The following is a 24,112-nucleotide window of genomic DNA, read 5'->3' as shown; positions in this document are numbered from 1 at the left end:
TGTAAATATTTGATTTTTTACGCGATAAGCATATTTGTTGAAGGACTGCCGATAACGAATAACCCGAATCGCCCGTGGCGGCGGTGCGGCCGAAAACCGGGTCGAATCGGGTGTATGGCGGGATCGCCTTTTTTTTACCTTGTCGTCATTTTTGTTGATCCGGTCCCCGTTATAGCGCGTCCGGACTCTCTTTGCGGTAATTGCCCGGCGTCGTGCCGGTGTGCTTCTTGAACGCGCGGATGAAGGAGAGCGCATTCGTATACCCGACCATTTCGGCGATATCCTGTACGGGGGTCGACGTTTCCCGCAGCAGCTCGACCGCTTTGTCCATCCGGATCCGGGTTACGTAATCGATAAACTTGACGCCGAACGATTCCTTGAAAATACGGCTGAAGTAGCTTGCATTGTAGCCGAACTCCGAGCTCACCTGGGCTTGCGAAAGCTCGGGGTCGCCGTAGCGCTCCTCGATATACGCCTTGACGTTTTGCAGCGTCTGGTGGGCGCTTCTCGCTTCGCGGATCGCTTTCATTTGGCCGAACGCTTCTTGCAGCAGCCCGTCCAGCTCGGCATACATGCCGTCCAGCGTCTCATGCCGCTCCGGAATCCCGTCCAGCCGCCGTCCGAAGCCTTTGTACCAAATATCCTGGAACTCTCCGGGCAGCTCCATCATTTCCCGGTGCAGGTGGACGGTCAGCATATTGAACAGATGGAACAAATCGTCGCGCGTAAACAGCGCCTCCCGCACGGACAAGTACAGCTCGTTCAGCCGTTCGGCCCAATCCGGGTCGCCGGACCGGAACGCTTGGCAGATGAGGCGGATATCCTGCAGCCGCTTGAACATTTCGCCGTGCGGCTGCGCGATGTCCGCCGGAACGATCAGCCGGTTCGTCCCGAGGGAAGACTTGTAGCCCAGCATCTGCTGCGCTCTCCGGTACGAGTCGGGCAAGCCGTCCAGCCCGTCGCAGCTGCCGCCGATGCTTGCCGTTACGGTAAATGACAAATTATGCTCGATCCAGGCGCGCATTTTCTCCAATACCCCGACGGCCGCGCGCTCCAGCTCGTCCGGCTCGTCCAACTTGTCCAAGTGAAAAATAAACCCCATCTGATGCGGGCTCACCCACTCCGAGCATGGACGGACCGAAGCGCTCTCGGCAATTTCCTTGGCGACGTTGCTCAGCACCTGCTTCAGCAAATGCTGGTCTCTTCGGTCATACCGGCCTGCGAACTCGTGAAACTGGTCGATCTCGATCAGGGCTGCGATCACGCCGCCGATCGGAGCCTCCAGTCCGAGCAGCGACAGCTCGGACGGCATGGCGTGCTCCGCTCGCCCGGCATAGTGCTCGTCCTCCAGAAGATGAAGGAACACGTGCCGTCTCCGGTACACAATGTTTTCCTCATGCCGCACCTGCATCAGACTATGCTGATCGAGCAGCTGCTCGATCGCGGCTTCGATATATTTGAACTCGTCCGGCTTCTCCTCGATGCGCAGCTGCTCGGACTTTTGCCGGGCAAACGCCTCGATGCGGCTCGCCACGCTCTCGATCGGCCGGAAATTGCGCCGCGTCACGAAGAACAGCCAGACCGCCCCCAGTACGATGACCGCGAAGCCGAACGAGATCCAGACGTAAAACAGAGACGACACCCAGTCCAATATGCTGGAATTGTATATCCCGCTGCGCACCGACCAGCCGGTATATTCGGAGCGTACGAACGAGAGCTCCTTGCCGGGATCCGGCGTTTCCCCCCGGCCGTCGGCGGAATCGGCCAGCCGTTTCGAGGCGATCAGCTTGCCGTCCCCGTCGACCAGCTCGACGAAGTTCAGCTTCGATTCGGACATTTTGGCGATCATGTCGCTTAGCGCATCCGTCTTCACATGTATGACCATGAGACTGCGGTCCGACAAATTGGCAATTTTGACCAAGCTGACGACCGAAACGCCCTTGGCATCCGGCTGCTCCATGTACGTCCGCTTTTTCTCCCAGCGGAGCGGAGTCAGGGTGGATATATTGGCGCCAATAAACTGCTTGTCGCCGAACTGGCCGAGCGGGATCAGCGATGAGGGAGTCAGCACCTTCGCGTCCGAGGTCCGGTACAAGTACATCGAATGCAGGATCGGATGCTTGCGCAGCATTTCGCTCATCGCCGCGGCGGCCTCGTAATCCGTTTGCTGTCTGTCCGCGGCGGGAACCGGCGTGAAAAACGATTTGATCGCATCGTTGCCGCGCAGCTCGTTGTTGACGAGCTCGTCGAGACTGCGCAGCGCGTCGTCGATCGTCTGGCTAATATTATGGGACAGCAGCATATTCGCCTTCGAGGCGGAACGCTGCGACATTTCGCTTAGCGACAAATAGGCAAGCAGCAGCAGCGTCAGGATGATGACGAAGAAAACGGGCAAATACGAAAGCAGCAGCCGGTGAAATCCGCTCTTTTTTCTCATCTTGGACCCTCCGCACGATTATGGCTTGCATGGGAAAATTGTACCCTTGTTCCCGGCGGAATGTAAACGTTTTTCCCTCTGGAGGATATCGGCTGTTCCCTTTGCGGACAAAACCGTATAACATAGAAGCTACAACGGTACGCCAAGGAGGCTGGAACGTCTGAAAACCGTCAAGTGGGGATCACTTCTGCTGCTCGTCCTTTTATGCTGCGCCGCGATCGGCTATATTGCATGGAACCGCTATGACCGGGACGTTGCGGCCGACGGCCGTAGCGGAGAAGGCGACAGCCGCATGCAGCTCAGCATGTTTATAAGCGGCCCTTCCGCTTCCCGTCTGCCCGAGGCCGACCAGGATTTCGTGCGCAAGGCGATTGAGTCGAAGTTCGATGTCAGTCTCAAGGTAACGTACATGGAGCCGGGAGACGCGTACGAGGCGAAAATCGCCGGCCTGCTCGCCGCCAACGATCCGCCGGATATGTGGCTCCAGCTTAGTCCGGACGGCGGCGCCAAGCAAGCGCTCGATAACGTGCTCGCCGACATGACTTATTTCGTAACGCCGAATACGATGCCGAACTATTTCACGTTCTGGATGAACGAGAAGGAATTGAAGGAATACCAGCTTCACAACAAATTCGTCCGCGCGCCGATTCCGTACGACAAGAAGTCGTACCGCGCCTACTATATCCGCAAAGATTGGCTGCAAAGGCTCGGCCTGGCCGTTCCCGGCACTTACCAAGAATATATCGACGTGCTGAAGGCATTCACGCTCGGCGATCCTGACGGCAACGGCAAAGGCGACACGTACGGCTTTACCGTCTCGGGCAACGGCTCCTCCTTGTCGCTGGACTGGCCGGAATTCGTCAAAAACGGTCTGCTGTTCCCCGCCTACTTCGAGAAAGACAGGCTGATCGACATGCAGAGCGATCCGCTCGTCCAGCAAACGGTGACCGATATATTGAAGGTAAGCGGCGGCGGGCTGGTCGATCCGGATTGGTTTTTGAACAAAGGCCAACAGCATATCGACAAAGCGGTGCAAGGAAAAGCCGGCATCGTGCTCGGGAACACCGCCGACTTCGCGCTGGACGCCAATCCGGAGAGCATTCAGACGCGCAGCAGACAACTCAATCCGGCGGCCGATTGGGTGCCGTTCAATCCGTTTGGCGGCAAGCCGATACGCACGGCTCCTACCCCGGACTATCCGTTCGTATACTCGAACAACGCCGCAGGCCTGAATCAGGAGAAGCTGAAGCGGATGACGCAAATTCTCGACTGGCTGGCGGGCGTGGAAGGGTTTCTCCTCACCCACTACGGCTTGGAAAATGTGCACTATACGCGGAAGGGCAACGCGATTACATTGAACCCGGACAAAATCGAGGCGGATATCGTGCGGAACGGGGACTTTCTGAAAATTTGGGATTTCTTCACCCCGAACACGCCGGATGTGCTGGGCTTGAAGGTTATCGATCCGCGCCGGTCGGTCCGCGACCAAGTCATTCTCGACACGATCACGGCCATTCCGGTGTACGAGGGGCTCGGCACGACGCTGACCCCGCCGCTCGGGGTCAATGTGGAGGCGATGCGCGCCAAGCAAAACGAGCTTTTGGTTAAAATGATGTTCTCGGACAAATCGTCCGCCCGCTGGCCGGAATACCGCAATATTTTGATGGAACAATATAACGGTGACGTCATCTTCAAGCATTACGAAGAGAAGATCCGGGCGGCTCGCAGAAACGATTAGCGCGAAGGCCCCCTTACAATCCAAGAAACCAGGGAACAGCCTGTCCGAAACCGCAAGTCGGTGAACTATTAATGAACCTCATACACCTCATAGCGCTAATTCCGGGCGTTTATTGAAAAAAACTAAGACGACATCATCCGCATACAACCTGAAGGCCCTTGATGAAGCGGGTACAACGCGTTGCCGTAAATAGAGGAGCTGTATTCCGCTATTGTCCCGAATTCCGTTATAGGCTTGAGGATAACGGAACAGACTTCCGTTATCCCGATTTTTCGAGGTGAATGTGATCGTGAACAGCGGAATAACGGAACGGTTTTCCCTTATTTTGCAATCCACACGAGCGGTCGGATCAATAGCATACTCCAGTTCCGTTATTTTATGGATTCGCGGTTCCGCAAGTCGCCGGCAAAGACAGCCGGCCTTCACCGATCATCAAAACCCGGAGTCGGATGCGCAGGTCAGCGCGAAAATGGCGCTCGCCCATACGATCACTACTAATAATCTCAATCCCGCACCTCCGCTGCTTCCCTTCAATAGCAAGCATACCCGGGCCCGGAAATTCAACGTTTAGTCAAGCGCATCGCATTCGGAACATCATACGACGACGAAGACGAAATCCAATGGGCCCTTAAAGGCTAACGAATGCAGGCGCATTAACCGTTCATGCCCTTGACGCGGCGGCGACGGCGGGAGATGCCGATTGCACGCTTGGCAGGCCGCCTCCCGATTGACATTCCGCCGCCGGTGGTGTATAAATGGATGTAAATTCAATACGAAGATTACATTCATTGAAGAGAACGAGTACGCTGCTTGCTTGATCCCCAGAGAGTCGGCCCGACGCTGCGAAGCCGACGTTCAGGAAGCTGCCGGAAATCATCTCCGAGAAGGAAGGCCGAACTTCAGTAAGCCGACCCGGGAGCCCGCCGTTACAAGGGATGCGTAGGAGTTTAACAGCGACGAACGGCAGCATTCCGGCTGTCGGACGCGCAATATCGTACGCAGCTGAGAGGTGCCGCGGCATTCCGTCTACCGGAAGCGCATGCGGAACGAGGGTGGTAGCGCGAGATTTCTCGTCCCTTACGGGGACGGGATTTTTTTGTTTGTCCGCTACAATGCCGCTGCCTTAGCTTGTTGTCCGCTTGACCGCTTGCGTACGGCCATTAGCGGAACTCCGTTCCGTTAATCCTCGCATGTTCCGTTATTACCCAAACTTAACGGAACTGTGCTCCGCTATTTAGGTCAATACTCGGCAAATCCTTACAGATGAGTGGACATAGCGGAAGCGTATTCCGTTATTTTACAATCCGGCTTGGTTTTCATTGTCATAACGCACTTCAGTTCCGCTAATCGTACAAAGGAAGGGTATTGAACATGATGAGAAAAGTCGATGTCAAAGAAAAGCCGAGAGCCCGCGAGCTGCGCGTCCTCGGACAATGGAAGCAGGACGATACGTTCCGCCGGTCGATCGCGAACCGCGAAGGCAAGCCGAACTTCGTCTTCTACGAAGGCCCCCCGACCGCCAACGGAAAGCCCCATATCGGGCACGTGCTCGGGCGCGTCATCAAAGATTTCATCTGCCGGTACAAAACGATGTCCGGCTACCGCGTCATCCGCAAAGCCGGCTGGGACACGCACGGCCTGCCCGTCGAGCTAGGCGTGGAGAAGCAGCTCGGCATTTCCGGCAAGCAGGAAATCGAGAAGTACGGCGTATCCGAATTCGTGGAAGCTTGCAAAGCGAGCGTATTCGAGTATGAACGGCAATGGCGCGAGCTGACCGAAGCGATCGCCTACTGGACGGACATGGATCATCCGTACATTACGCTTACGAACGACTACATCGAGAGCGTCTGGAACATTTTATCGGACATCCACAAGAAGGGTCTGCTGTACAAAGGCCACCGGGTAAGCCCGTACTGTCCTTGCTGCCAGACCACGCTCAGCTCCCACGAGGTGGCTCAAGGCTACGAGGACGTGAAGGATTTGAGCGCCACCGTCAAATTCAGAAGCGCCGCTGCCGACGAATCGTTCCTCGCCTGGACGACCACCCCTTGGACGCTTCCGGCGAACATCGCGCTGGCGGTCAACAAAGATATCGACTACGTCAAAGTGAAGCAAGACGGAGAAATATTCATCGTAGCGAAAAATCTCGTCGAGAAAGTAATGAAGGAAGGCAGCGAGATTTTGTCCGAGCATAAAGGCTCGGAGTTCGTCGGAACGTCATACAAGCCTCCGTTCGACTACATTGCCGTGAACAAAGGCCATATCGTCGTGGACGCGGATTACGTCAGCGATACGAGCGGTACGGGTATCGTCCATATCGCGCCCGCCCACGGGGAAGACGACTATCGCACGACCCGCCAGCACGAGCTGGATTTCGTAAGCGTAGTCGATTTGGCCGGGAAATATACGGAGCAGATCGCCGAGTTCGCCGGACGGTTCGTCAAAGATTGCGACGTCGATATCGTGAGAAGCTTGTCCGAACGCGGCTTGCTGTTCGCCAAGGAGCGCTACGAGCATAGCTACCCGTTCTGCTGGCGGTGCAAATCCCCGCTGCTCTACTACGCGATGGAAAGCTGGTTCATCCGTACGACCGCGGTCAAGCAGCAGCTGATCGACAACAACAATAAAGTCGACTGGTACCCGGGCCATATTCGCGAAGGCCGATTCGGCAAGTTTCTCGAGGAGCTAGTCGATTGGAACATCAGCCGCAACCGGTACTGGGGTACGCCGCTCAACGTATGGGTTTGCGCAGACTGCCGGACGGAGTTCTCGCCGGGAAGCCGCCAGGAGCTGCGCGACAGAGCCATCGGCACGATCGATCCGGAGCTGGAGCTGCACAAGCCTTACGTGGATCACGTTCAGGTGCGCTGCTCCTGCGGCGGCACGATGGAACGGACGCCCGAAGTAATCGACGTCTGGTTCGACAGCGGCTCGATGCCGTTCGCCCAGTACCATCATCCGTTCGGCGACGAGCATGCATTCCGCGAGCAATACCCGGCCGATATCATATGCGAAGGCATCGATCAGACGCGGGGCTGGTTTTTCAGCCTGTTGGCCGTATCGACGCTGTACAACGGGCAAGCTCCCTACAAGGCGGTACTGTCTACCGGGCATGTGCTGGATGAGCACGGCCAGAAAATGTCCAAGAGCAAAGGCAACGTTATCGATCCGTGGGACATCATCGAGCAGTTCGGCACGGACGCGTTCCGCTGGTCGCTGCTCGCCGACAGCGCACCCTGGAACAGCAAACGGTTCTCGAAGCAGATCGTGGCGGAAGCGAAGTCGAAGGTGATCGACACGATCCACAATGCGCACGCGTTCTATGCGCTGTATGCCGTCATCGACCAATACCGTCCGGAAGACCATCCGCAGCAAACGTCCGCGAACGAGCTGGACCTGTGGATCCTGTCCAGGCTTCACAGCACGCTGCGGCAGGTCGAGAAAGGGCTGGAGCAATACGATTTCCTCAATCCGGCGAAGCAGATCGAGTCGTTCGTCGAGGAGATGAGCAACTGGTATATCCGCCGTTCGCGCGACCGTTTCTGGGGCGGGGAAATGACGGCCGACAAAGTGTCCGCCTACCAGACGCTGCGCGAAGTGCTGCTGACGCTGTCGCGGATAATCGCGCCGTACGCGCCGCTGATCGCCGAAGACCTGTATGGCAATATGGGCGGAGAAGGCAGCGTCCATCTCGCCGATTATCCGAAGGCGAACGAGTCGCTGATCAACGCGCAGTTGGAGAGCGATATGGAGACGGCTCGGCAAATCGTCGAGCTCGCGCGCAGCGTCCGCAACGATACGGCGATCAAGACGCGCCAGCCTTTGTCCGAGCTGATCGTTTCGCTGGACCGCGATTTCAATCTGACCCGGTTCGAATCGATTATCAAGGACGAGGTCAACGTCAAGCAAATCCGCGTGGAGCACGATGACGGCGGGTTCGTCGATTTCACCTTGAAGCTGAACCTGAAAACAGCGGGCAAAAAATACGGCAAATTCGTCGGACCGGTGCAGGCGCATCTGAAGCAGCTCCCCGCCTCCGAGTCCAAGCAAGCGGTCACGGGCGGCTTTCTCGACGTCACCGTCGACGGAGAATCGCTTCATATTGCGCTGGACGAGCTGCTCGTGGAGAAGCAGGCGAAGCCGGGCTTCGCCTCGGCGTCGGGCAATCGGATTACCGTGGCGCTGAACACGACGATTACGGAGGAGTTGGAGCAGGAAGGCGTCGTCCGCGAAGTCGTCCGCGCCATCCAGGATTACCGCAAGAAGCTCGACCTTCCGGTCGAGAAGCGCGTCAACCTCGTGCTTGACGCCGACGCCTCATTGAAGGCGGCGATCGGGCGGTTCGATCATGTGCTGCAGGAAAACGTGCTGCTTGCGAATGTCCGTTACGCCAAAGAAGAAGGAATGGAGCACGTTGCGCTCGGAGACAAAAGCTTGGGGCTGAAAATCGAGTAGCAGAAAAACGGCATAAGCGGCATGTATGAAGCTTGGAGAGCCAAGCCGCATACTGCCGCTTTTTTTTGCGTCGTTTCAAGTCGATATACAGGAGCGTTCGAACCGCCGATAAACGGATCGAGCGTTTTTTTCTACAACGGCATAATTGGCCTAACGCAAGCAGCATAGAAGCTCTTGTCCCAGACCCGAACCTAAGCCAGCTGCCGGCGCTCCTCGGTCCCAATAGCTGTTCGGAGCTTAAAAAAATAGCGGAACGTACGTACGCTATTGCTCCGTGTACCGCTGTCGACGGCACAAACGCTTAATCCGCAAGACAGCATGACACGCGCGGATACGGCCGCGTTGATGAGAAGATTGCTTCAGCACGCTAGTCTGATCGACTAAATGAAGAAATGGCGCTTGCAACAGCGCAGCTAACGAAACCACCCCATGGCGACCGAGATCGCCATGGGGCGGTTATATGTATCGGGCTTCAGTACTAGGATTGCTCCGGATGCAATTCGGAATGACTGCGGTAAAAATCCGCCCAACGCTCCAAATAGTTCGTTGTAATAAGCCCTGTCGGATACAGCTTGGCTATAAGCTCCATCTCTTCGATCGTATGGATCGGCCAAGGGCCGGATTGTATGCCGTTCTCCTCCATCATCCGGGCATATTCCGGGGTCATGAAACGCAGCTGTATGCCGAGAAAGCCGCAGCGAATTTCCTTCATGAACGGAAACACGTACGGCATGCTGCCGCTTGCGATCATCCCGAGCTCGATGTCCTTGTCGAGCCGTCTCGTCCGCGCGACGGAGAAATGATCGAACGAAATGATGCGGCTCTGGCCGGCCGTGTCCGTGGAGCGGAGCACCTCGAGCACCGCTTCCTCCAGCCCCGGATAATAGTCTCCCTGCTGCTTCAGCTCGACGAGCACGGAAATTTTGCCTTTGAGCAGCCTCATCGTTTCTTCCAAGGTCGGAATCGTTTCGATTTCCTTGACGCGAAACCGCTTCAGCTGCTCGACGGTGTAATCGCGTATCAACCCTGTCCCGTCCGTCATCCGATCGAGGGCAAAATCGTGGGATAGTACCGGTACGCCGTCCTTGCTCAAATGCACGTCAAGCTCCAGATGCGTAAACTCCATCTCGCAAGCCGCCTGAAACGCGGACAAGGTGTTTTCCGGAAACCGAACCGGGTCACCCCGGTGGGCAATGCCTCTGATTTTCATTTCCATCGTTCCCTCCGCCTGCTCGTATGATCGATCCGAAGGTCGACCGATATTCAGATGTTCGGAAATTTCCTGCCGGCTCATTTCCTTCATTCTAGCATACGCATGAGTCAAAAACTACGTTTCCACCGGTCGGGCCCCCCCGCCGTATGTGTGAATGACAAGACTCCCCCTGCCCCAAAAGACAAAAAGCCTCCGAATCGCTATCGGCGATTGGAGGCTAACTTACTAAGGGAAGATTTCCTCCCGATATCCGTTTTTTCGATAAATCAGAGGAATAGGCCTATGCCCTTTTTTCCACTGGCTGGAGGTGCCGGACACAGTCATAAAGCACATATTCCCACCGGTCTCCGTTAAAAGCAATCGTCGTAACCGAGGTATTCTGCAAATTGTCGCCTGTCGATTCATCCTGCATCAACGCCTTGAACGTTTGGCCGAGGAAATAACCGTGGCTGACGACAAGTACTTTTTTCCCCGGATATCGGGCTGCGATATCGTCGATAAAGCTCAATCCTCGCTCGCGCATCGATTCGCAGCTCTCCTCGCCAAGGTCGAGCTCCTTCCAATTCGGCCCCCATTTGGCGACTCGTTCGTCTTCGGTCGTATTTACGATAAGGCCTCTGTCCATTTCGCGGAGCCTTCTATCGAGCGACATAGCGGGCATGCCAAGCGCTTCCGCAATCGCATCGGCCGTCTGCCGTGCCCGTAGCAGATCGCTTGTGACGAGTACGTCCCATTGTTCTTCCGCCAAACGTTTGGCAACCGTCGCCGCCTGATGCAGGCCTGTCTCGTTTAACGGATTATCGAGGTGGCCTTGCGCCCGCTTTTCAATGTTATGATTCGTATTTCCGTGCCTGACAAAGGTGATGGATGCCATCGATTCACTCCTCTCCTCTCACACGACCCGGATGGCCACAACCTCGGCAAACGGCGTGCCGTTCGTGGACTCTATAATCAGTCTTAGCCGATCGGTCTTCACGGCTTGATCCAGACGATGCACATTCCGACGCTTTCGGTTATCGCTTGCCGCCGCCAGTACCGTCCATGCCCCGTTTGACTGCGCCTCGATCCGATAATTTTTAACGAGCTCCGGAATGATCTCAAACGGCGTGCGCTTATAGTGCAGATTGACCAAATCTTCATTGACGTCATCGTTGAACGTCAGATGAATTTCCGATACATCGTATGGCCGGTCCCATTGCAGCTCCAGCCATTCGTCCCGGCCTTCGCGCATCGGTGCGGAAACCCACATATGCGGGCCGCCATACGGTCTAAGATATCCGTTCGTTACTTTCTCGGGAACATAGGCGTGCGTATCGTCCGTTAGCCGGAAGCAGAACGGCTTTCGCACGAGCCGTTTCATGCTCCACTTGACAACCTGCTGCTCGTTGTCCAAAGCGGTCAGCAGGCTGGAGATGTTCGCATTTTTCTCCTTGATGAACGACAGAACGCCGGTTCTGGGCGATTGCGACTGATAAAGCGAGATGTGCGCGTTTTCCTTTACGATGACGAAAGCGTTTTGCGGTTGATCCGGCGACCAGGGGAGATTGAATTTGACCCATTGCCGGCCTCCTGCCTTAACATCCGCGGCGCTCCTGACGATCATGGCGTGAGGGATGTAATTTTCCGGTTTTCCCGTACCCCAAACCTCAACCTCCACCACTGTATTTTGCCTCACATCGAGCAATATTTCAATATTGTCGATACGCGGATCCACCGGCAAGAGGAAGGCCACATCGGTGTCCAGTTCAAAAGGCGTCCCGGGATCGTCCACCTCGACCTTGGCGAGGTGACTGGAAGCCGTTATTTTCGCCCGTACCGCCAAATCCGCGGCATCCTCGTATGTCAAACCGAACATCGCGGCATCCTGCCAGAGCAAGGTTTGCTGCAATTCCCGGATATGGTGCCGGTACAGCTCGCGCGGGGCAACCGCTTTGTCGACGCAGAGAGCCGCCGCCGCGCCAGCCGCTTCCCCCATTGCGGAGCAGGTGGCCATCACTCTCGTCGCTCCGAACGCTACGTGGGTCGCGCTAATATTCCGCCCTGCGAACAGCAAATTGCTCACATTCGCGGAGTAGAGGCAGCGAAAGGGGATTCGGAACGTCCCGTCGACGCAAAACAGCTTTGACACATAATCGCTCGCGTACATGCCCTCCGGAGGATGAAGGTCGATCGACCAACCGCCCATCGCAACATTGTCCTCGAACTGCGCTTGCTCCTTCAAGTCGTTCATCGTCAGCATATGGTCCCCGACGAACCGCCGGTACTCTCTCTTTCCCGGTACGCTTCCGACCCACTCGAGCGTCATGTTGTCGGCATCGAATTTTCCGGAGTTTTTAATATAATCCCATATGCCGTAGATGACGGACCAAAGCTCGTCGCGGATCCGCTCATTGTCATGCAGCGTGTCGATTTCTCCCCCCCATTCGATCCACCAGTAATGGCAGCCGGAGTCGCCGCTCTTGAACACCCGCTTCATCGGAATCGCGGTCTGCGTAATGTCTTTGGCGAAGCTTGGCGGGATGTACTTGACCGGATGGCCTGCGTCCTTCGTGTAGAACAGCAGCGTGCTGCCCAGAGTGATGCTGTCCGCCTCGTCCGGGGCCCAATCTTCGTTGAACTCGCTTTTCGCTTCGCGGCCCAACCGGTATTTCGCGCCCGCGAGAAAACCGACGAGCCCGTCACCCGTGCAGTCGAGGAATACGGGGCTCTCGAAGCGGATTTTCCGCTCGGAACCCATCATCCATCCGGTAACCGAATGGATCGTACGATTCAAATCGTCGCCGTCCGCTTCCACCTCGTGAACGTTCGTGTTGAGAAACAGCCGAATGTTAGACTCCTTGCGTACCGTTTCCAGCATGACCATATCCCATATATACGGATTCCCGTCCGGATTCAAATATTGATTCTCGACGATCATCTCCCCGATAATCCCCGTTTCCCGCGCATAGCGGTTAACGCCCAAGCCGGTCGCTCCCAACACCCATACCCGAATTTCGCTGCTCGAGTTGCCTCCCAGCACCGGACGGTTCTGTACGAGCGCGACCCGCTTCCCCAGCCGTGCCGCCGACACGGCCGCGCAGACTCCCGCCAGACCGCCGCCGATTACGGTCACATCCGAAATAACCGTTTCAAATCTCATTCGCGTTCTCTCCCTCCGCCAACGCCAAGCAATATCGGCCGATTTCTATGCCCAGTCTCGCCGTTTGCTCCTTAATCGGCTCGGGGAGCTTGTCGAACTCCTTCGTCGCCTCGTATGTAAAGTCGCCCTCATAGCCGATCTCGGTCAGTACCGGCATGACGGAATGCCAGTCTACGCTCCCGTGAAACGGAAACATGTGCTCGTCTTCCTTGCCGTAGTTATCGTCCACGTGGGTTGCCTTCAGCCGCTTGCCCAGCATGCGGAGCGCGATGCGCTGATCGTTGTAGAGAAAATTGCCGTGCCCGAAATCCCAGCACGCCCCGACCATCGGGTCGTTATAGGCGTCTACCAGAGCCGCCAGTTCGCCGGCATGACTGCAAAACCGTCTCTTGGAGGTCGGCCGCTCCAGCATATTTTCAAAGACGATGCCGACGTTGTGCTTGATCGCCAGTTCCACGATGCGGGAATACTGCACCACGTTTTCTTTAATGCTCGCCTCCGTATCGAAAACGGTCTTTTCTTTCTCCTCGAGCGGATGAAGCACGGCCCATTTCACTCCGAGAATGGAGCTGGCGATAATCGATCGGTTCATCATTTCAAAGAAGATTTCTTGCTTTTCGGCAGAATGATTCTTGAAGTGCCCCGGCAGGAATACGGGATGAGACTGCGTAAATTGAACCCCCAGCTTCTCGGCCTCGTTCCTCAGGCCATGCATCAACTCTTCCCAGTTGTCCTCGACCAGGTCGGTTTTGCCGTTAATCGCCTGGCAGAACGTCGCATCCAGCACCTCGAAGCCAACCGCCTTGCATCTGCGCAAAGACTCCTTGTAGGGCGTGTATCCCCCGTCCAGCCTATGTCCGAATATGCTTGTGGAAGTCGATAATCTCATCGTTCACCCATCCTTTCGTATTCACGGTAACATCATACAAAATACGATCCGGCCTTGAACATGCAGGAAAGATTCACGGGCATATACTCTATTTCAATTTTCCGAGCTCCTGCCGCAAATGCTGGTTCGCCTTCTCCTCCGCCTCGCGGAGCACGGTGTTGACGTCCGTTTTCTCGAAAGCCATCTTTTCCGCCGCTTCGTTCAGGAACGGATACAGGTCTTGATCGTAGATGGACGCCTTCGGCGACGGAGACAGCTTTGCTTTGAAGATGCCCTGCAAGTTTTTCCCGTCGTACAGCTTCGTATCTGCGGCAACCTCTTTCCGGAGCGCCGGGTCGGCGAGCACCGTCATCCGGATCCCCCGGTTCATCGCTCGCTGCGCTTCCTCGCCGACCAACGTCTTAATGGCCGCATAGGCTGCCGTTTTGTTCGGACTTTTGGGCGAGACAAGCGCCATATGGAAATCGATATCGCGGCCGTAGCCCGGCTTATCGTCGAAGGAAGGGTACGATACGACGTCCCAATTAAAGGTTTTGCCGCTCTCCCTCAGCTCCGGCAGCCGAACGGTCGTCGGGATGAGCCAATAAGGGAACATGGCCGTCTTCTGGTCCCGCATAAAATAATTGATCCCGTACGTGTACTTCTTCCCGGCGACGATGCCGGAAATGCCGTACAGCCTTTCATACAGACTGTACACTTTTTTGTAGCCTTCACTTTGGATGATCGCCTTTTCCCCTTTATCGTCGATAACCGGTAGTCCGGCTTGCCGGGTCATGATAGTCGGGGCCGTGAGATCGAGACCGATATAGGATGTGTCCTGATGCAAGCGGGTCACTCTCGCGGCGAGCCCCAGCACCTCGCTCCAGGTCATGCCGTCCGACGGATAAGGCACGGCCAATTTATCGAAAATTTCTTTATTGACGAGCAGCATGCCGTAGCTCATCGCATAGGGCATGCCGACAAATTCGCCCTTATCGCTGAAGCTTTTCGTCGCGCGGACCGTTTCCGGCTCGAATTTGCCGAGATCGATGCCTTCCTGCCCAATGAATTCGTTCATATCCGAATAGAGCTCCAATCGTAATATTTTCGGGACGAACTGAAGGGCGGACAGCACGATATCGGGTACTTCGCCGGCGGAAATGAGCTTCTCCAAATCGCCGGTGATCAGCTTGGGCTTGATGTTCGGATATTTCGGCTTGATCGCCTTCGTCACCAGCTCCTCCAGATCCGCATCGTTCAGCACGGATGCATTCTGGGAATAAAACGTAAGCGTGACCGGCTCATGATTGTATACATCGCGCTTCTCGGCACCCGGCTTCCCCTCGACTGTCGACTCTTGGCCGCACCCCGTCAAGGAAAGCGACTCCAGCACCGAAAAAATCAGCATGAGAGAAAGCGCTTTCCTTTTCACCCGCGCTACGAACCGCTCCGATCTGTCATCCATCACGGCACCTCTTCTCCTAATAAAATATTTTCAATTTCATCATATAGAGTAGGGTGGCGGCGCAACATGCAGTAATGTATCATTAGCATATATTTTATTTCAGGAAATGAGGAATCGGCCTTGGCTACTTCCCGCCTGTGGGCGCAGTCTCTGCACCTTGTTTCTCATGCGTACTTCGAGCGCAAGAGCCGCTTCGAGGAGCAGTCGGACATATATTCCGTATGGGTGCTGTTCGCTCTGGAGGCCGGTCAGTTCCGGTACAGGATCGGCGACGAGAGCGGCATGATCGGTCCCGGGGAGCTCGTATTTTGTCCGCCGGGCTGCACGTTCCGACGTGAAATGGTGTCCACGCTGTCGCTGCATTACATTGGCTTCGAATTTGCCGAGCCGCTGTCCGTCATGCAGCCCGTTCCCATGCCGACGTTCAAATCGCAGCCGGCGGACGGCAAGCGTCTCGCCTCCGATTTTTCGTATTTGCGCAGACTCGACCATGCCAATGATCCCCGAAGCTTGCAGCGCAAGCAAGCGGCATTGAACGATATATGGCAGCTTGCCTGCGATGAATGGGAAGACGAGGCGAGCCTGAGCAGCCTGGCGGAGCTCACCGCTTCGGACGATGAGCTGATGAACAGGGCCTCGGAATGGCTCATCGGGAGAGCGTATAGCCCGTTCGGCATGCGGGAGCTGTCCGACCTTCTCGGCTTAAGTCCCGTTCAGCTGACACGCCGTTTCCAGAAAGCGTTCCGCATGCCGCCGTCGGAGCTGATCCGCCTGCTGCGCATACGCAAAGCGGCCAAGCTGCTGCTGGACACCGATCTGACCCTGGACCTTATCGCCGAGCGCTGCGGCTATGAGAACGGTTTTTACTTGAGCCGCGTATTCAGTCGTTCGATGGGAATGAGTCCATCCAAGTATCGGGTGCTGAACCGGGTATAGCGCTTGCGTAAGCTGACCGCAGTCAGAGCTCGAAATCGTCAAACTCTACTGCAGAAGCAAACAAAAAAGCTGTCCCTTCAGATCGGAAAAACGGCCGATCTGCGGGGACAGCGTATATATCAATATCACTTTCGCAATGCTTCTATGCGGCTTCGTCGTCATCGCTTCCTGCCGGGTCCGCCTATTTCCCCGACTTCTGCTTCTCGATTTCTTTATCGGCCGCCTCGGCCGCTACCCGAAGCGCCGTGTTGATATCGGTAGCCTTCAAGGCGACCTGGCTCATTTGCTCTACCAGCTTCCCGCGCGCAACGCTGTCGTAGGGAGTCAGCTCATACGGCTTGGCGTACTGATCCGCGTACAAAGCCTGCAAGTTTTTCCCTTTCAGAAAATCGACATTTTGACCGTACGCCTTTTTGACTTCCTGATCCTTGAGTACCGGGAGGACGATGCCGTCCTTCGCCATGGCCGCTTGGTATTCCTTGGAGGTCAAGTAAGCAATCGCCTGAAACGCTTCGTCCTTGTGCCGGCTTATGCTCGTAACGGTGAAAGCGTTCGGGATCGGTTGGGGGCCGACTCCGGGCAGGTCGTCCCATACGGGAAATTTGGCCAAATCCCAGTTGCCCTTCCAGGTCGGGTTCAGCGAATTATACGTAAGCATCATGGCCGCCGTCGTATCCGCGATAAAATAATTCCGTTGGGTCGTCCAGCTGACGCTTTTATCGTTCAGCTCATTGCCGGGAATTTGATAAAAGCGGATGAATTGGGTCAAAATTCGGGGCCATCGGCTGTCGCCGAGCAGCGTCTTGCCCGTTTTCGAATCGACGAAGCCCGCGGACAGCTGGTTGTTCATCGTCAATAGATTGAAATCGAGAACGAGTCCCCGGTATTGGACGCCTCCGTCCTGACGCGTCATCGTCTTGGCCAATTCGTATACTTGATTCCAGGTCAGACCGTCCTTCGGATACGCCACGCCGAACTTGTCGAACAAATCCTTGTTGTATACGAACTTCCCGGGGTCCATGCCGACAGGCAGCGTGTACATCTTGCCGTCGCTCGCCCGGCCGTTCGCATATTTCAACAAATCGACCAGTCCCGGCTCCAGCAAGCTCATGTCGTATTTATGCTTTTTGATCAGCTCGGACATGTCGTATTCCAGGGCGTTGTCGAAAATATCGGTTTTCACGTTCAAAATGGACGTATACAGAATGTCGATATCCGTTTTCTGCGCCAATACTTCCGGCAGCGAGGACCCTTTCGTATTTTCCAAAAACTTGAGCGTGACATGAGGGAACTTTTTGTTCAAATAGGTGCCGTAATTTCTCATAAACGTTTCCTGCCCGTAAGCCCCGCCATAGTAAAACGTAAGCTCCACCGGCTCGGGGGCCGCCGACGTTTCCTTGCCGGCGGGCTCGGGCTTGCCGCCGCCGCTGCAAGCGGCTACCGATATCATCGTGACGAGTATGGATAAGGATAACATGATGTTTCTTTTTATCACCATTGCAACCCTCCCAAATATGAAATGGGCTATCCCAGCGAAGATAACCGGCACATCGTTCCCGCGATATACCGGCAAACGTCGGATTCGTCATAATAGTAATACGTTACGAGCACGCGGCCGTTGTTCAACTGGATTGCACTTGTGTAGCCGATATCCAAGGATAATCCGTCATTTCTGAGAACGGACTCCTCCGCTTCATCCCAGCGTTCGCACTCGGCGTCGAGTACAACGGCCCGGATGCCGAAGGGCGAACTCCGGTATCCGTACGTAAGAAGAAGATGGCCGCTATCCAGCGTCAGCGCGTGAAACGGGCTCGGAGAGTAATACGGCCGCGCCGCAGGCCGGCTCCATGTTCGGCCCCCATCCGTCGATTCGGACGTGTAGAGCGGCGACCTCGGCTTATCCGCCGTCGGTTGGACACTCACATTGCGCGTCCGAATGAACGCCACCAGCTTCCCGGACGGCGTCCGGTACAAATTCGGCTCCTCGAACGTATAGCCGTCGCAGGACTCGATTACGGCGTGCTCGGTCCACGTTCGCCCCCTGTCTTCGGTTCTCGCGATATTGACGCGCGTCGTCTCCGGGCTATACAACGGCGTAAGAATGGACCAGTCCCCGAGCTCCACGCTGTTGCCGCGAATCGCTCCGTCGACCGGAATCGGGATCGGCGTGTCCCACGTGCGTCCCCCATCCGTCGATCGAATGGAATGGGCGTCCTTCCGCCTTCCGATCCATTTCCCGAAAATCGGCTTATCCCCGCTTTGCTTCTCCGGTACATCCTCTTGCTCGAACACTTTCCACATAAAGAAGGTAGCGAACAAAGTGCCGTCCCGCAATTGATTCAGACACGGATCCTGCACGCCGCATAAATAATCGTCGTACAAAACCGCAGGCTCTGCATCCCAGACTTCTCCGTCGGCAGACGCCAGCAGCATCGCCCTCGACGACGGGTCAATATGGGAAATTTTTTCCTCGGTACGCCTTCTGTCGGGAGCTTGACGAAATCCGAGAACGAATTGTCCATCGGTCCGTTTCACCGCACTCGGGAAAAAACTGTTGTAATTCGTGTCTTTGTACAAAATAAGATGATCGATCGGTTCCAGTCGCCGCAAGCCTGATCCTCTCCTTTTTCAACCGGGTTCAAATAAAGCGGTTTCATTTTCTTATTCAAAGTACTCCATGTGCTGTCAGAAGCCAGATGAAGATGGCACAATCGCTCCTTGTGCCGAAAAAAGAAAAAGCCGACCTCCTATTCATTATAGAATCGATCTCCGATGTCTCTCATTATGATATGATGTGTTTAAATAATTATATACTGTATGCTTTCGTTAAGTAAATAGAATTCGGCTCGATCGGCGAAAAACAAAGGCCCGACCCGGCATCTTCGCGATGCCGAATCGGACCTGATCCTGTTCCGCCTTTCATTTATTAAGCCACTTGATTGTAGGTCATAATCCAAATCGAACCGATGACGATCGTGAGCAGGATGATCAAGCCGAGAATGAGCGCCATCAAGTTCCAGCGAGGCTTCTTCTCTTCCCGCAGGTGCATGAAGAAGACGAGCTGGACGACGAATTGCAGAACCGCCGTGCCGAGCATGATGACCATGGCGCCGGTTCCCTCGACCCAATGATTCAGCACGACAACGAGCGGAATGATCGTCAATACGATCGATAGGAGAAAGCCGGTGAGGTACGATTTGAACGAGCCGTGCGCCTCGTGCTGCGAATCGTGCGCGCCGCCGGAATGAACGGAATGCTGCGCCATCTTACATCACCCCCATCAAATAAACGATCGTGAAGACGAAAATCCAGACGACGTCGAGAAAGTGCCAGTACAAGCTGATGACGTTCACCTTGCGCCGGGTTACCGGCGTAAGTCCGTGCTTGCGCAGCTGGATCATAATCGCGACCATCCATACGAGGCCGACCGATACGTGAAGACCATGCGCCCCTACAAGGGTGAAGAAGGCGGACAGGAACGCGCTTGTACCGATGGTCGCGCCTTCGTGAACGAGCTTTACGAATTCCATCACTTCGAGCGTAATGAACGACAATCCGAGCAACGCCGTTACGGCCAGCCAGCCGATCAGCCCTTTCCGGTCTCCCCGATTCATCGCCAGCACCGCCAAGCCGCTCGTGAACGAGCTGGTCAGCAGGATGAACGTCTCGGCGATAATGCCGGGCATTTCAAACAGCTCATGCGGCGTAGGTCCGCCGTTCGTATTGCCCATTAGCACGACATACGTAGCGAACAAAGTGCCGAACAAAATACAGTCCGTAATCAGAAACAGCCAGAAGCCGAACATCCGAAGCGATTCCTGATCGTGGTGGCCGTCGTGATGACCGTGATCGTCCGCAGCCGAATGCGAATTGGTATGATTATGTCCCGCTGCATGTGCCATCAGACCGTCCCCCTCATCTCGGCTTCCGTCCGAATCACTTCTTCCGCCGGAATATAGTATTCGTTATTATAAGTAAACGAGTGTACGAGCATGCAAACTACTACGCCTATCATTCCCGGAATCGCCATCCACAGCCAGTTGAATACGAACCCGAAACCGGCGATAAACCAGAAGAACGACTTGATGAACGGAATGCCCGAGTTGCCCGGCATATGAATCGGCTCGATTGGCGGAGTCGGCGTCGGCGGATGCCCTTGCTCCCTCCGAAGCTTCTCTTCCCACCACGAATCGCGCTCATGAACGACGGGTACCGTGGCGAAGTTGTACGCGGGAGCGGGCGAAGGAATCGACCATTCCAGCGTCCGGCCGCCCCAAGGATCGGCTGGCGCCTTCTGAAAAAATTTCATGCTGTGCACGATTTGCCAAACTTGGAACAAGAACGCAAGCCCCATCAGGAAGCCGCCGACCGTCGACACGAGGTTAAGCTCCCACCAGCCGCGATCCCAGCCGTATGCATTGACCCGGCGCGTCATCCCCATCAGGCCGAGCACATACTGCGGCATGAAGCAAACGTAAAACCCGATGTTCCAGAGCCAGAAAGCCCATTTGCCGAGATGCTCGTTCAGCATAAACCCGGTAACCTTCGGCCACCAGTAGTACAGGCCGGCGAAATAGCCGAACACGACGCCTCCGATCAGCACTTGATGGAAGTGCGCGATCAGGAAGTAGCTGTTATGGAACTGGAAGTCGGCCGGCGCTACCGAGAGCAGCACGCCCGTCATCCCGCCTACGACGAAGCAAGGGATAAAGGCGATCGACCACATCATCGGCGTCTTGAAGGTGATTCGGCCGCGAAACATCGTGAACAGCCAGTTGAACACTTTCACGCCGGTCGGAATCGCGATAATCATCGTCGATACCGCGAAGAACGCGTTGACGTTGGCGCCGGAGCCCATCGTGAAGAAGTGATGCGCCCATGTGAAGAACGATACGACGCTGATGCTCATCAGAGCGAACACCATCGATTTGTAGCCGAACAACCGTTTCTTTGCAAATGTAGCCGTAACCTCGGAGAAAATCCCGAATGCCGGCAATACTACAATATAAACCTCTGGATGTCCCCACATCCAGATCAGGTTGATATACATCATCGGGTTCCCGCCGCCGTCGAGAGTAAAGAAGTGGGCGCCCATGAACCGGTCCAGCCACAACAGGAACAGCGTAACGGTCAAGATCGGGAAGGCGAGAATAATCGTCAAGCTGCTGGACAGCACCGACCACGAGAACATCGGCATTTTCATCAGCTTCATGCCGGGTGCGCGCATTTTCAGAATCGTGACGATGAAGTTGATCCCGGTCATCAAGCTGCCGATCCCGGATATTTGGATGCCCCATATATAGAAGTTCTGCCCGACGCCGGGACTATGCGACAGCTCCGATAGCGGCGGATATGCAAGCCAGCCCGCGTCCGGCGAACCGCCGATGACGAACGACAGATTGAACAGCATCGCGCCCCAGAAAAACAGCCAGAAGCTGAGCGAGTTCAGGAACGGGAATGCAACGTCGCGGGCGCCGATCTGCAGCGGCACGACCAGGTTGAACAGACCGAACATGAGCGGCATCGCCATAAACAAAATCATAATGACGCCATGAGTCGTAAAAATCGCGTTGTAATGCTCGGGCGTCAAAAACTGGTTGTCCGGAACCGCGAGCTGGGTACGCATCAGGAGCGCGTCCATTCCGCCCCGGAACAGCATCAGAAGGGAAGCCAGGACGTACATGATGCCGATTCGCTTGTGGTCGACCGTTGTCAGCCATTCGCGCCATAGCCACATCCATTTTTTGAAATAGGTCAGCACGAACACGACGGCTATAAGCGTAAGCGCGATGGCGACGTCCGCGCCGTAAATGAGCGGGTCGCCGGTAACGAAAAATTCGGAAGCGAATGTTTTAATGCTGTCCCACATGGTCGTGCCCCCCTTCTTGTTTGGTTACGGGTTTCGTCGCGGCCGCTTCCTTGCCGCTGCCGTGGCCTTGGTTCGCCGCCGGCGTCCCGCCTCCGTGATTGTGTCCGGCCGAATATTTCGTGACCGTCTGCTCGAACAGCCCTTTCGGAAACGAGGAATAGCTCTGCACTTCCGACACTCCCGGAGTTGCCAGCAGCTTGTAGCCGTTTTCGGTCAAAGCCGGCTGCGTGCTCTTGATGCCCGACACCCATTTATCGAACTGCTCCTGCGAGGTTGCCTCCGCGGTGAAGATCATGCTCGCAAAATCTTTGCCGCTGAAGTTCGCCCCGGAGCCGAAATATTTGCCCGGTTCGTCCGCTTGCAGATGCAGCGTCATCGCCATGCCGGACATCGTATAAATTTGACCGCCGAGCTGCGGAATCCAAAACGAATTCATCGGCGCGTCCGAAGTCAGCATAAATTTGACCGGCACGTCTTCGGGGAATTGAATGTAATTGACCGTCGCAATCCCTTGCTCGGGATAATAGAACAGCCATTTCCAATCGAGCGAGGTCACTTGGATCGTGATCGGCTTCTTGTCCGACGCAAGCGGCTTGGAAGGCTCCAGCATGTGCGTATACTTTATCGTAATGGCAGCAAGAATAACAATGATCAGAATCGGTATGCTCCACCAGACCGTTTCCAGCTTCGTATTATGCTCCCACTCCGGCTTGTACTTCGCCTTGTTGGCTTTGTTGTCCCGGTACCGCCATGCAATGACGAAGGTCATAATGAGCACCGGCACGACGACCACGAGACAAAGCAGCGTCGATATGAGGATCAAATCTTTCTGATGTGCGCCGATCGGACCTTTCGGATCCAACACGATAAGCTTGTCGCTGCAGCCGGTAGCCATAACGGCCATCATGACCAGCAGCAATGCGGAAACCCATCGACGGATTACTTTCGCATGTTTCATCTGACCATCTCCCCAAAGCTTTCGATTGAAAGCCGTCATCGGAAACCATAGACGGGCGTCTATGCGTTTCATCTCTTGTCATTACCATAACAGAAACGAAATGAAACTTCCGCACGATTACGCACTTTTAACAAAGGCGTCAACGATCCGCCGCATTTCCGTAAAATAAAGTTCAACGTTTCGTCAAGATGAGGCGGATGAAGCGTTTTCCCTTGTGCGGTATGCCGTTGATAGATAGGCATAATAAGGCAATCGTACAATGGCGCGTGCGGGTCGGAACGGCGTACGAAGCAAAAACGACGACAACATGATCCGGTACAAGCGGGAGGCGTTTTGGCCGGCGCGGCGACTCGAATGTTGCCTGTATGTATAGCGGCGCCGGGTTCCGTTATCGTCTCGAATTTCGTTGCACTGCTGAATATAACGGCACACGCTTCCGCTATTTCGATCTCTCGGGGTGAAAATGGGAAGTGACCGGTGGAATAGAGGAATCGTTTTCCGTTATTGTGCTGTCCGCGCTTCTTTTCGAGACCATAGCATACGCCTGTTCCGCTATTGACGGCTAGCGGTCTCGCGAGCGCCCGCAAAGGTGACAGCCTTCACCGAGCATTCGAGGCATGTGCTTTCTGCATGCGATTGATGCCGCCGTAGAAAAAAAACGAACGGGAGCTTGTCCTGACGGTCCGTTCGTATGCAAACCTAACCAGTAACGCTTTGGGGGAAGTCGGCATTGGGCTCACACTCACGCACTGACGGACTTTTCTCGTTCTCTTTGCAGGTTAAACCTATGCAAGAAAAAACGTCTGGGAAAGCACCAGAGGTCGTCTTTTTGTTCTGTGGCCTTATTCGCTCTTACAAAACCACTAGTTCTTCTTCAGTGGCCTCGGTAGCACCCGGACGGTCCTTTGGCGGGCAAACCCAAGCTTCAGCGCGTTGGAGGGAATGGGTGTCGGCTTCGGCCGCTCTTCGAGTCAGTATTGGATCTGATCGATCTATATAAGATGAACTAAATGTTTTAACGTTCATTCCATTCC

General features: G+C 55.4%; 15 protein-coding genes. 3 read left to right on the top strand and 12 right to left on the bottom strand.

Translation table 11 applies throughout. From position 1 onward, the window contains the following. Positions 1-169: 169 nt before the first annotated feature. Positions 170-2,437, bottom strand: a complete 2,268-nt coding sequence (locus FE784_RS29570) for a helix-turn-helix domain-containing protein (RefSeq protein WP_139605865.1) — start codon at positions 2,435-2,437, stop codon at positions 170-172. Positions 2,438-2,729: 292 nt separating this feature from the next. On the opposite strand from FE784_RS29570, the gene FE784_RS29565 reads away from it, so the two are divergent. Together FE784_RS29565 and ileS are read left to right on the top strand one after the other, a co-directional pair. Beyond that, positions 2,730-4,175 carry an extracellular solute-binding protein gene (locus FE784_RS29565; protein ID WP_139605864.1) on the top strand — a complete coding sequence of 482 codons (1,446 nt, stop codon included), beginning with the start codon at positions 2,730-2,732 and terminating at the stop codon, positions 4,173-4,175. 1,374 nt (positions 4,176-5,549) lie between these two features. Further along, on the top strand, positions 5,550-8,630 hold the full coding sequence (gene ileS, locus FE784_RS29560; RefSeq protein WP_139605877.1) for an isoleucine--tRNA ligase: 3,081 nt from the start codon (positions 5,550-5,552) through the stop codon (positions 8,628-8,630). Between the two features lie 478 nt (positions 8,631-9,108). On the opposite strand, the gene FE784_RS29555 is transcribed toward ileS, so the two are convergent. The 5 genes from FE784_RS29555 to FE784_RS29535 all read right to left on the bottom strand — a co-directional run bounded on the left by FE784_RS29555 (position 9,109) and on the right by FE784_RS29535 (position 15,315). Then, on the bottom strand, positions 9,109-9,846 hold the full coding sequence (locus FE784_RS29555; RefSeq protein ID WP_176706625.1) for a glycerophosphodiester phosphodiesterase: 738 nt from the start codon (positions 9,844-9,846) through the stop codon (positions 9,109-9,111). A 277-nt stretch (positions 9,847-10,123) separates the two neighbouring features. After that, entirely contained in the window at positions 10,124-10,717 is a 594-nt protein-coding gene (locus FE784_RS29550) for a histidine phosphatase family protein (protein ID WP_139605862.1), read from the bottom strand. A gap of 18 nt (positions 10,718-10,735) precedes the next feature. Further along, positions 10,736-12,982, bottom strand: a complete 2,247-nt coding sequence (locus FE784_RS29545; protein ID WP_139605861.1) for an FAD-dependent oxidoreductase — start codon at positions 12,980-12,982, stop codon at positions 10,736-10,738. After that, positions 12,972-13,871: a sugar phosphate isomerase/epimerase family protein gene (locus FE784_RS29540; protein ID WP_139605860.1), complete on the bottom strand. Its 900-nt coding sequence runs from the start codon at positions 13,869-13,871 to the stop codon at positions 12,972-12,974. Before FE784_RS29540 ends, FE784_RS29545 begins: the two co-directional genes overlap by 11 nt. Positions 13,872-13,959: 88 nt before the next feature. Further along, on the bottom strand, positions 13,960-15,315 hold the full coding sequence (locus FE784_RS29535) for an ABC transporter substrate-binding protein (protein WP_139605859.1): 1,356 nt from the start codon (positions 15,313-15,315) through the stop codon (positions 13,960-13,962). Positions 15,316-15,435: 120 nt separating this feature from the next. Between FE784_RS29535 and FE784_RS29530 the strand changes: the two genes are divergently transcribed. Next, a complete protein-coding gene (locus FE784_RS29530; RefSeq protein ID WP_139605858.1) occupies positions 15,436-16,251 on the top strand; it encodes a helix-turn-helix transcriptional regulator in 816 nt (271 codons plus the stop codon). A gap of 181 nt (positions 16,252-16,432) precedes the next feature. On the opposite strand, the gene FE784_RS29525 is transcribed toward FE784_RS29530, so the two are convergent. The 6 genes from FE784_RS29525 to cyoA form a co-directional block, all read right to left on the bottom strand. Then, on the bottom strand, positions 16,433-17,749 hold the full coding sequence (locus FE784_RS29525) for an ABC transporter substrate-binding protein (RefSeq protein WP_139605857.1): 1,317 nt from the start codon (positions 17,747-17,749) through the stop codon (positions 16,433-16,435). A gap of 26 nt (positions 17,750-17,775) precedes the next feature. Next, positions 17,776-18,861 (bottom strand): exo-alpha-sialidase, encoded by a 1,086-nt coding sequence (locus FE784_RS29520; RefSeq protein WP_139605856.1) that lies wholly within the window; start codon positions 18,859-18,861, stop codon positions 17,776-17,778. A gap of 316 nt (positions 18,862-19,177) precedes the next feature. Then, complete coding sequence (cyoD, locus tag FE784_RS29515) at positions 19,178-19,516, bottom strand: cytochrome o ubiquinol oxidase subunit IV (RefSeq protein ID WP_139605855.1); 339 nt, start codon at positions 19,514-19,516, stop codon at positions 19,178-19,180. Between the two features lies 1 nt (position 19,517). Next, on the bottom strand, positions 19,518-20,153 hold the full coding sequence (gene cyoC / locus FE784_RS29510; protein ID WP_139605854.1) for a cytochrome o ubiquinol oxidase subunit III: 636 nt from the start codon (positions 20,151-20,153) through the stop codon (positions 19,518-19,520). Next, entirely contained in the window at positions 20,153-22,120 is a 1,968-nt protein-coding gene (locus FE784_RS29505; protein ID WP_139605853.1) for a cbb3-type cytochrome c oxidase subunit I, read from the bottom strand. Before FE784_RS29505 ends, cyoC begins: the two co-directional genes overlap by 1 nt. Further along, positions 22,104-23,078: a ubiquinol oxidase subunit II gene (gene cyoA, locus FE784_RS29500; RefSeq protein ID WP_139605852.1), complete on the bottom strand. Its 975-nt coding sequence runs from the start codon at positions 23,076-23,078 to the stop codon at positions 22,104-22,106. Before cyoA ends, FE784_RS29505 begins: the two co-directional genes overlap by 17 nt. Positions 23,079-24,112: the final 1,034 nt, after the last annotated feature.

The sequence above is a fragment of the Paenibacillus hemerocallicola genome (assembly GCF_006265175.1).
Lineage (GTDB): Bacteria > Bacillota > Bacilli > Paenibacillales > NBRC-103111 > Paenibacillus_AB > Paenibacillus_AB hemerocallicola.
This window is presented reverse-complemented; position numbering and strand designations above follow the sequence as displayed.

What these genes read in the sequence shown, in the direction of transcription:
- cyoA (WP_139605852.1), bottom strand. Translation starts at nt 23,078, where the DNA reads ATGAAACATGCGAAAGTAATCCGTCGATGGGTTTCCGCATTGCTGCTG.
- FE784_RS29565 (WP_139605864.1), top strand. Translation starts at nt 2,730, where the DNA reads ATGCAGCTCAGCATGTTTATAAGCGGCCCTTCCGCTTCCCGTCTGCCC.
- FE784_RS29570 (WP_139605865.1), bottom strand. Translation starts at nt 2,437, where the DNA reads ATGAGAAAAAAGAGCGGATTTCACCGGCTGCTGCTTTCGTATTTGCCC.
- cyoD (WP_139605855.1), bottom strand. Translation starts at nt 19,516, where the DNA reads ATGGCGCAGCATTCCGTTCATTCCGGCGGCGCGCACGATTCGCAGCAC.
- FE784_RS29525 (WP_139605857.1), bottom strand. Translation starts at nt 17,749, where the DNA reads ATGGTGATAAAAAGAAACATCATGTTATCCTTATCCATACTCGTCACG.
- cyoC (WP_139605854.1), bottom strand. Translation starts at nt 20,153, where the DNA reads ATGGCACATGCAGCGGGACATAATCATACCAATTCGCATTCGGCTGCG.
- FE784_RS29505 (WP_139605853.1), bottom strand. Translation starts at nt 22,120, where the DNA reads ATGTGGGACAGCATTAAAACATTCGCTTCCGAATTTTTCGTTACCGGC.
- FE784_RS29550 (WP_139605862.1), bottom strand. Translation starts at nt 10,717, where the DNA reads ATGGCATCCATCACCTTTGTCAGGCACGGAAATACGAATCATAACATT.
- FE784_RS29535 (WP_139605859.1), bottom strand. Translation starts at nt 15,315, where the DNA reads ATGGATGACAGATCGGAGCGGTTCGTAGCGCGGGTGAAAAGGAAAGCG.
- FE784_RS29555 (WP_176706625.1), bottom strand. Translation starts at nt 9,846, where the DNA reads ATGGAAATGAAAATCAGAGGCATTGCCCACCGGGGTGACCCGGTTCGG.
- ileS (WP_139605877.1), top strand. Translation starts at nt 5,550, where the DNA reads ATGAGAAAAGTCGATGTCAAAGAAAAGCCGAGAGCCCGCGAGCTGCGC.
- FE784_RS29545 (WP_139605861.1), bottom strand. Translation starts at nt 12,982, where the DNA reads ATGAGATTTGAAACGGTTATTTCGGATGTGACCGTAATCGGCGGCGGT.
- FE784_RS29540 (WP_139605860.1), bottom strand. Translation starts at nt 13,871, where the DNA reads ATGAGATTATCGACTTCCACAAGCATATTCGGACATAGGCTGGACGGG.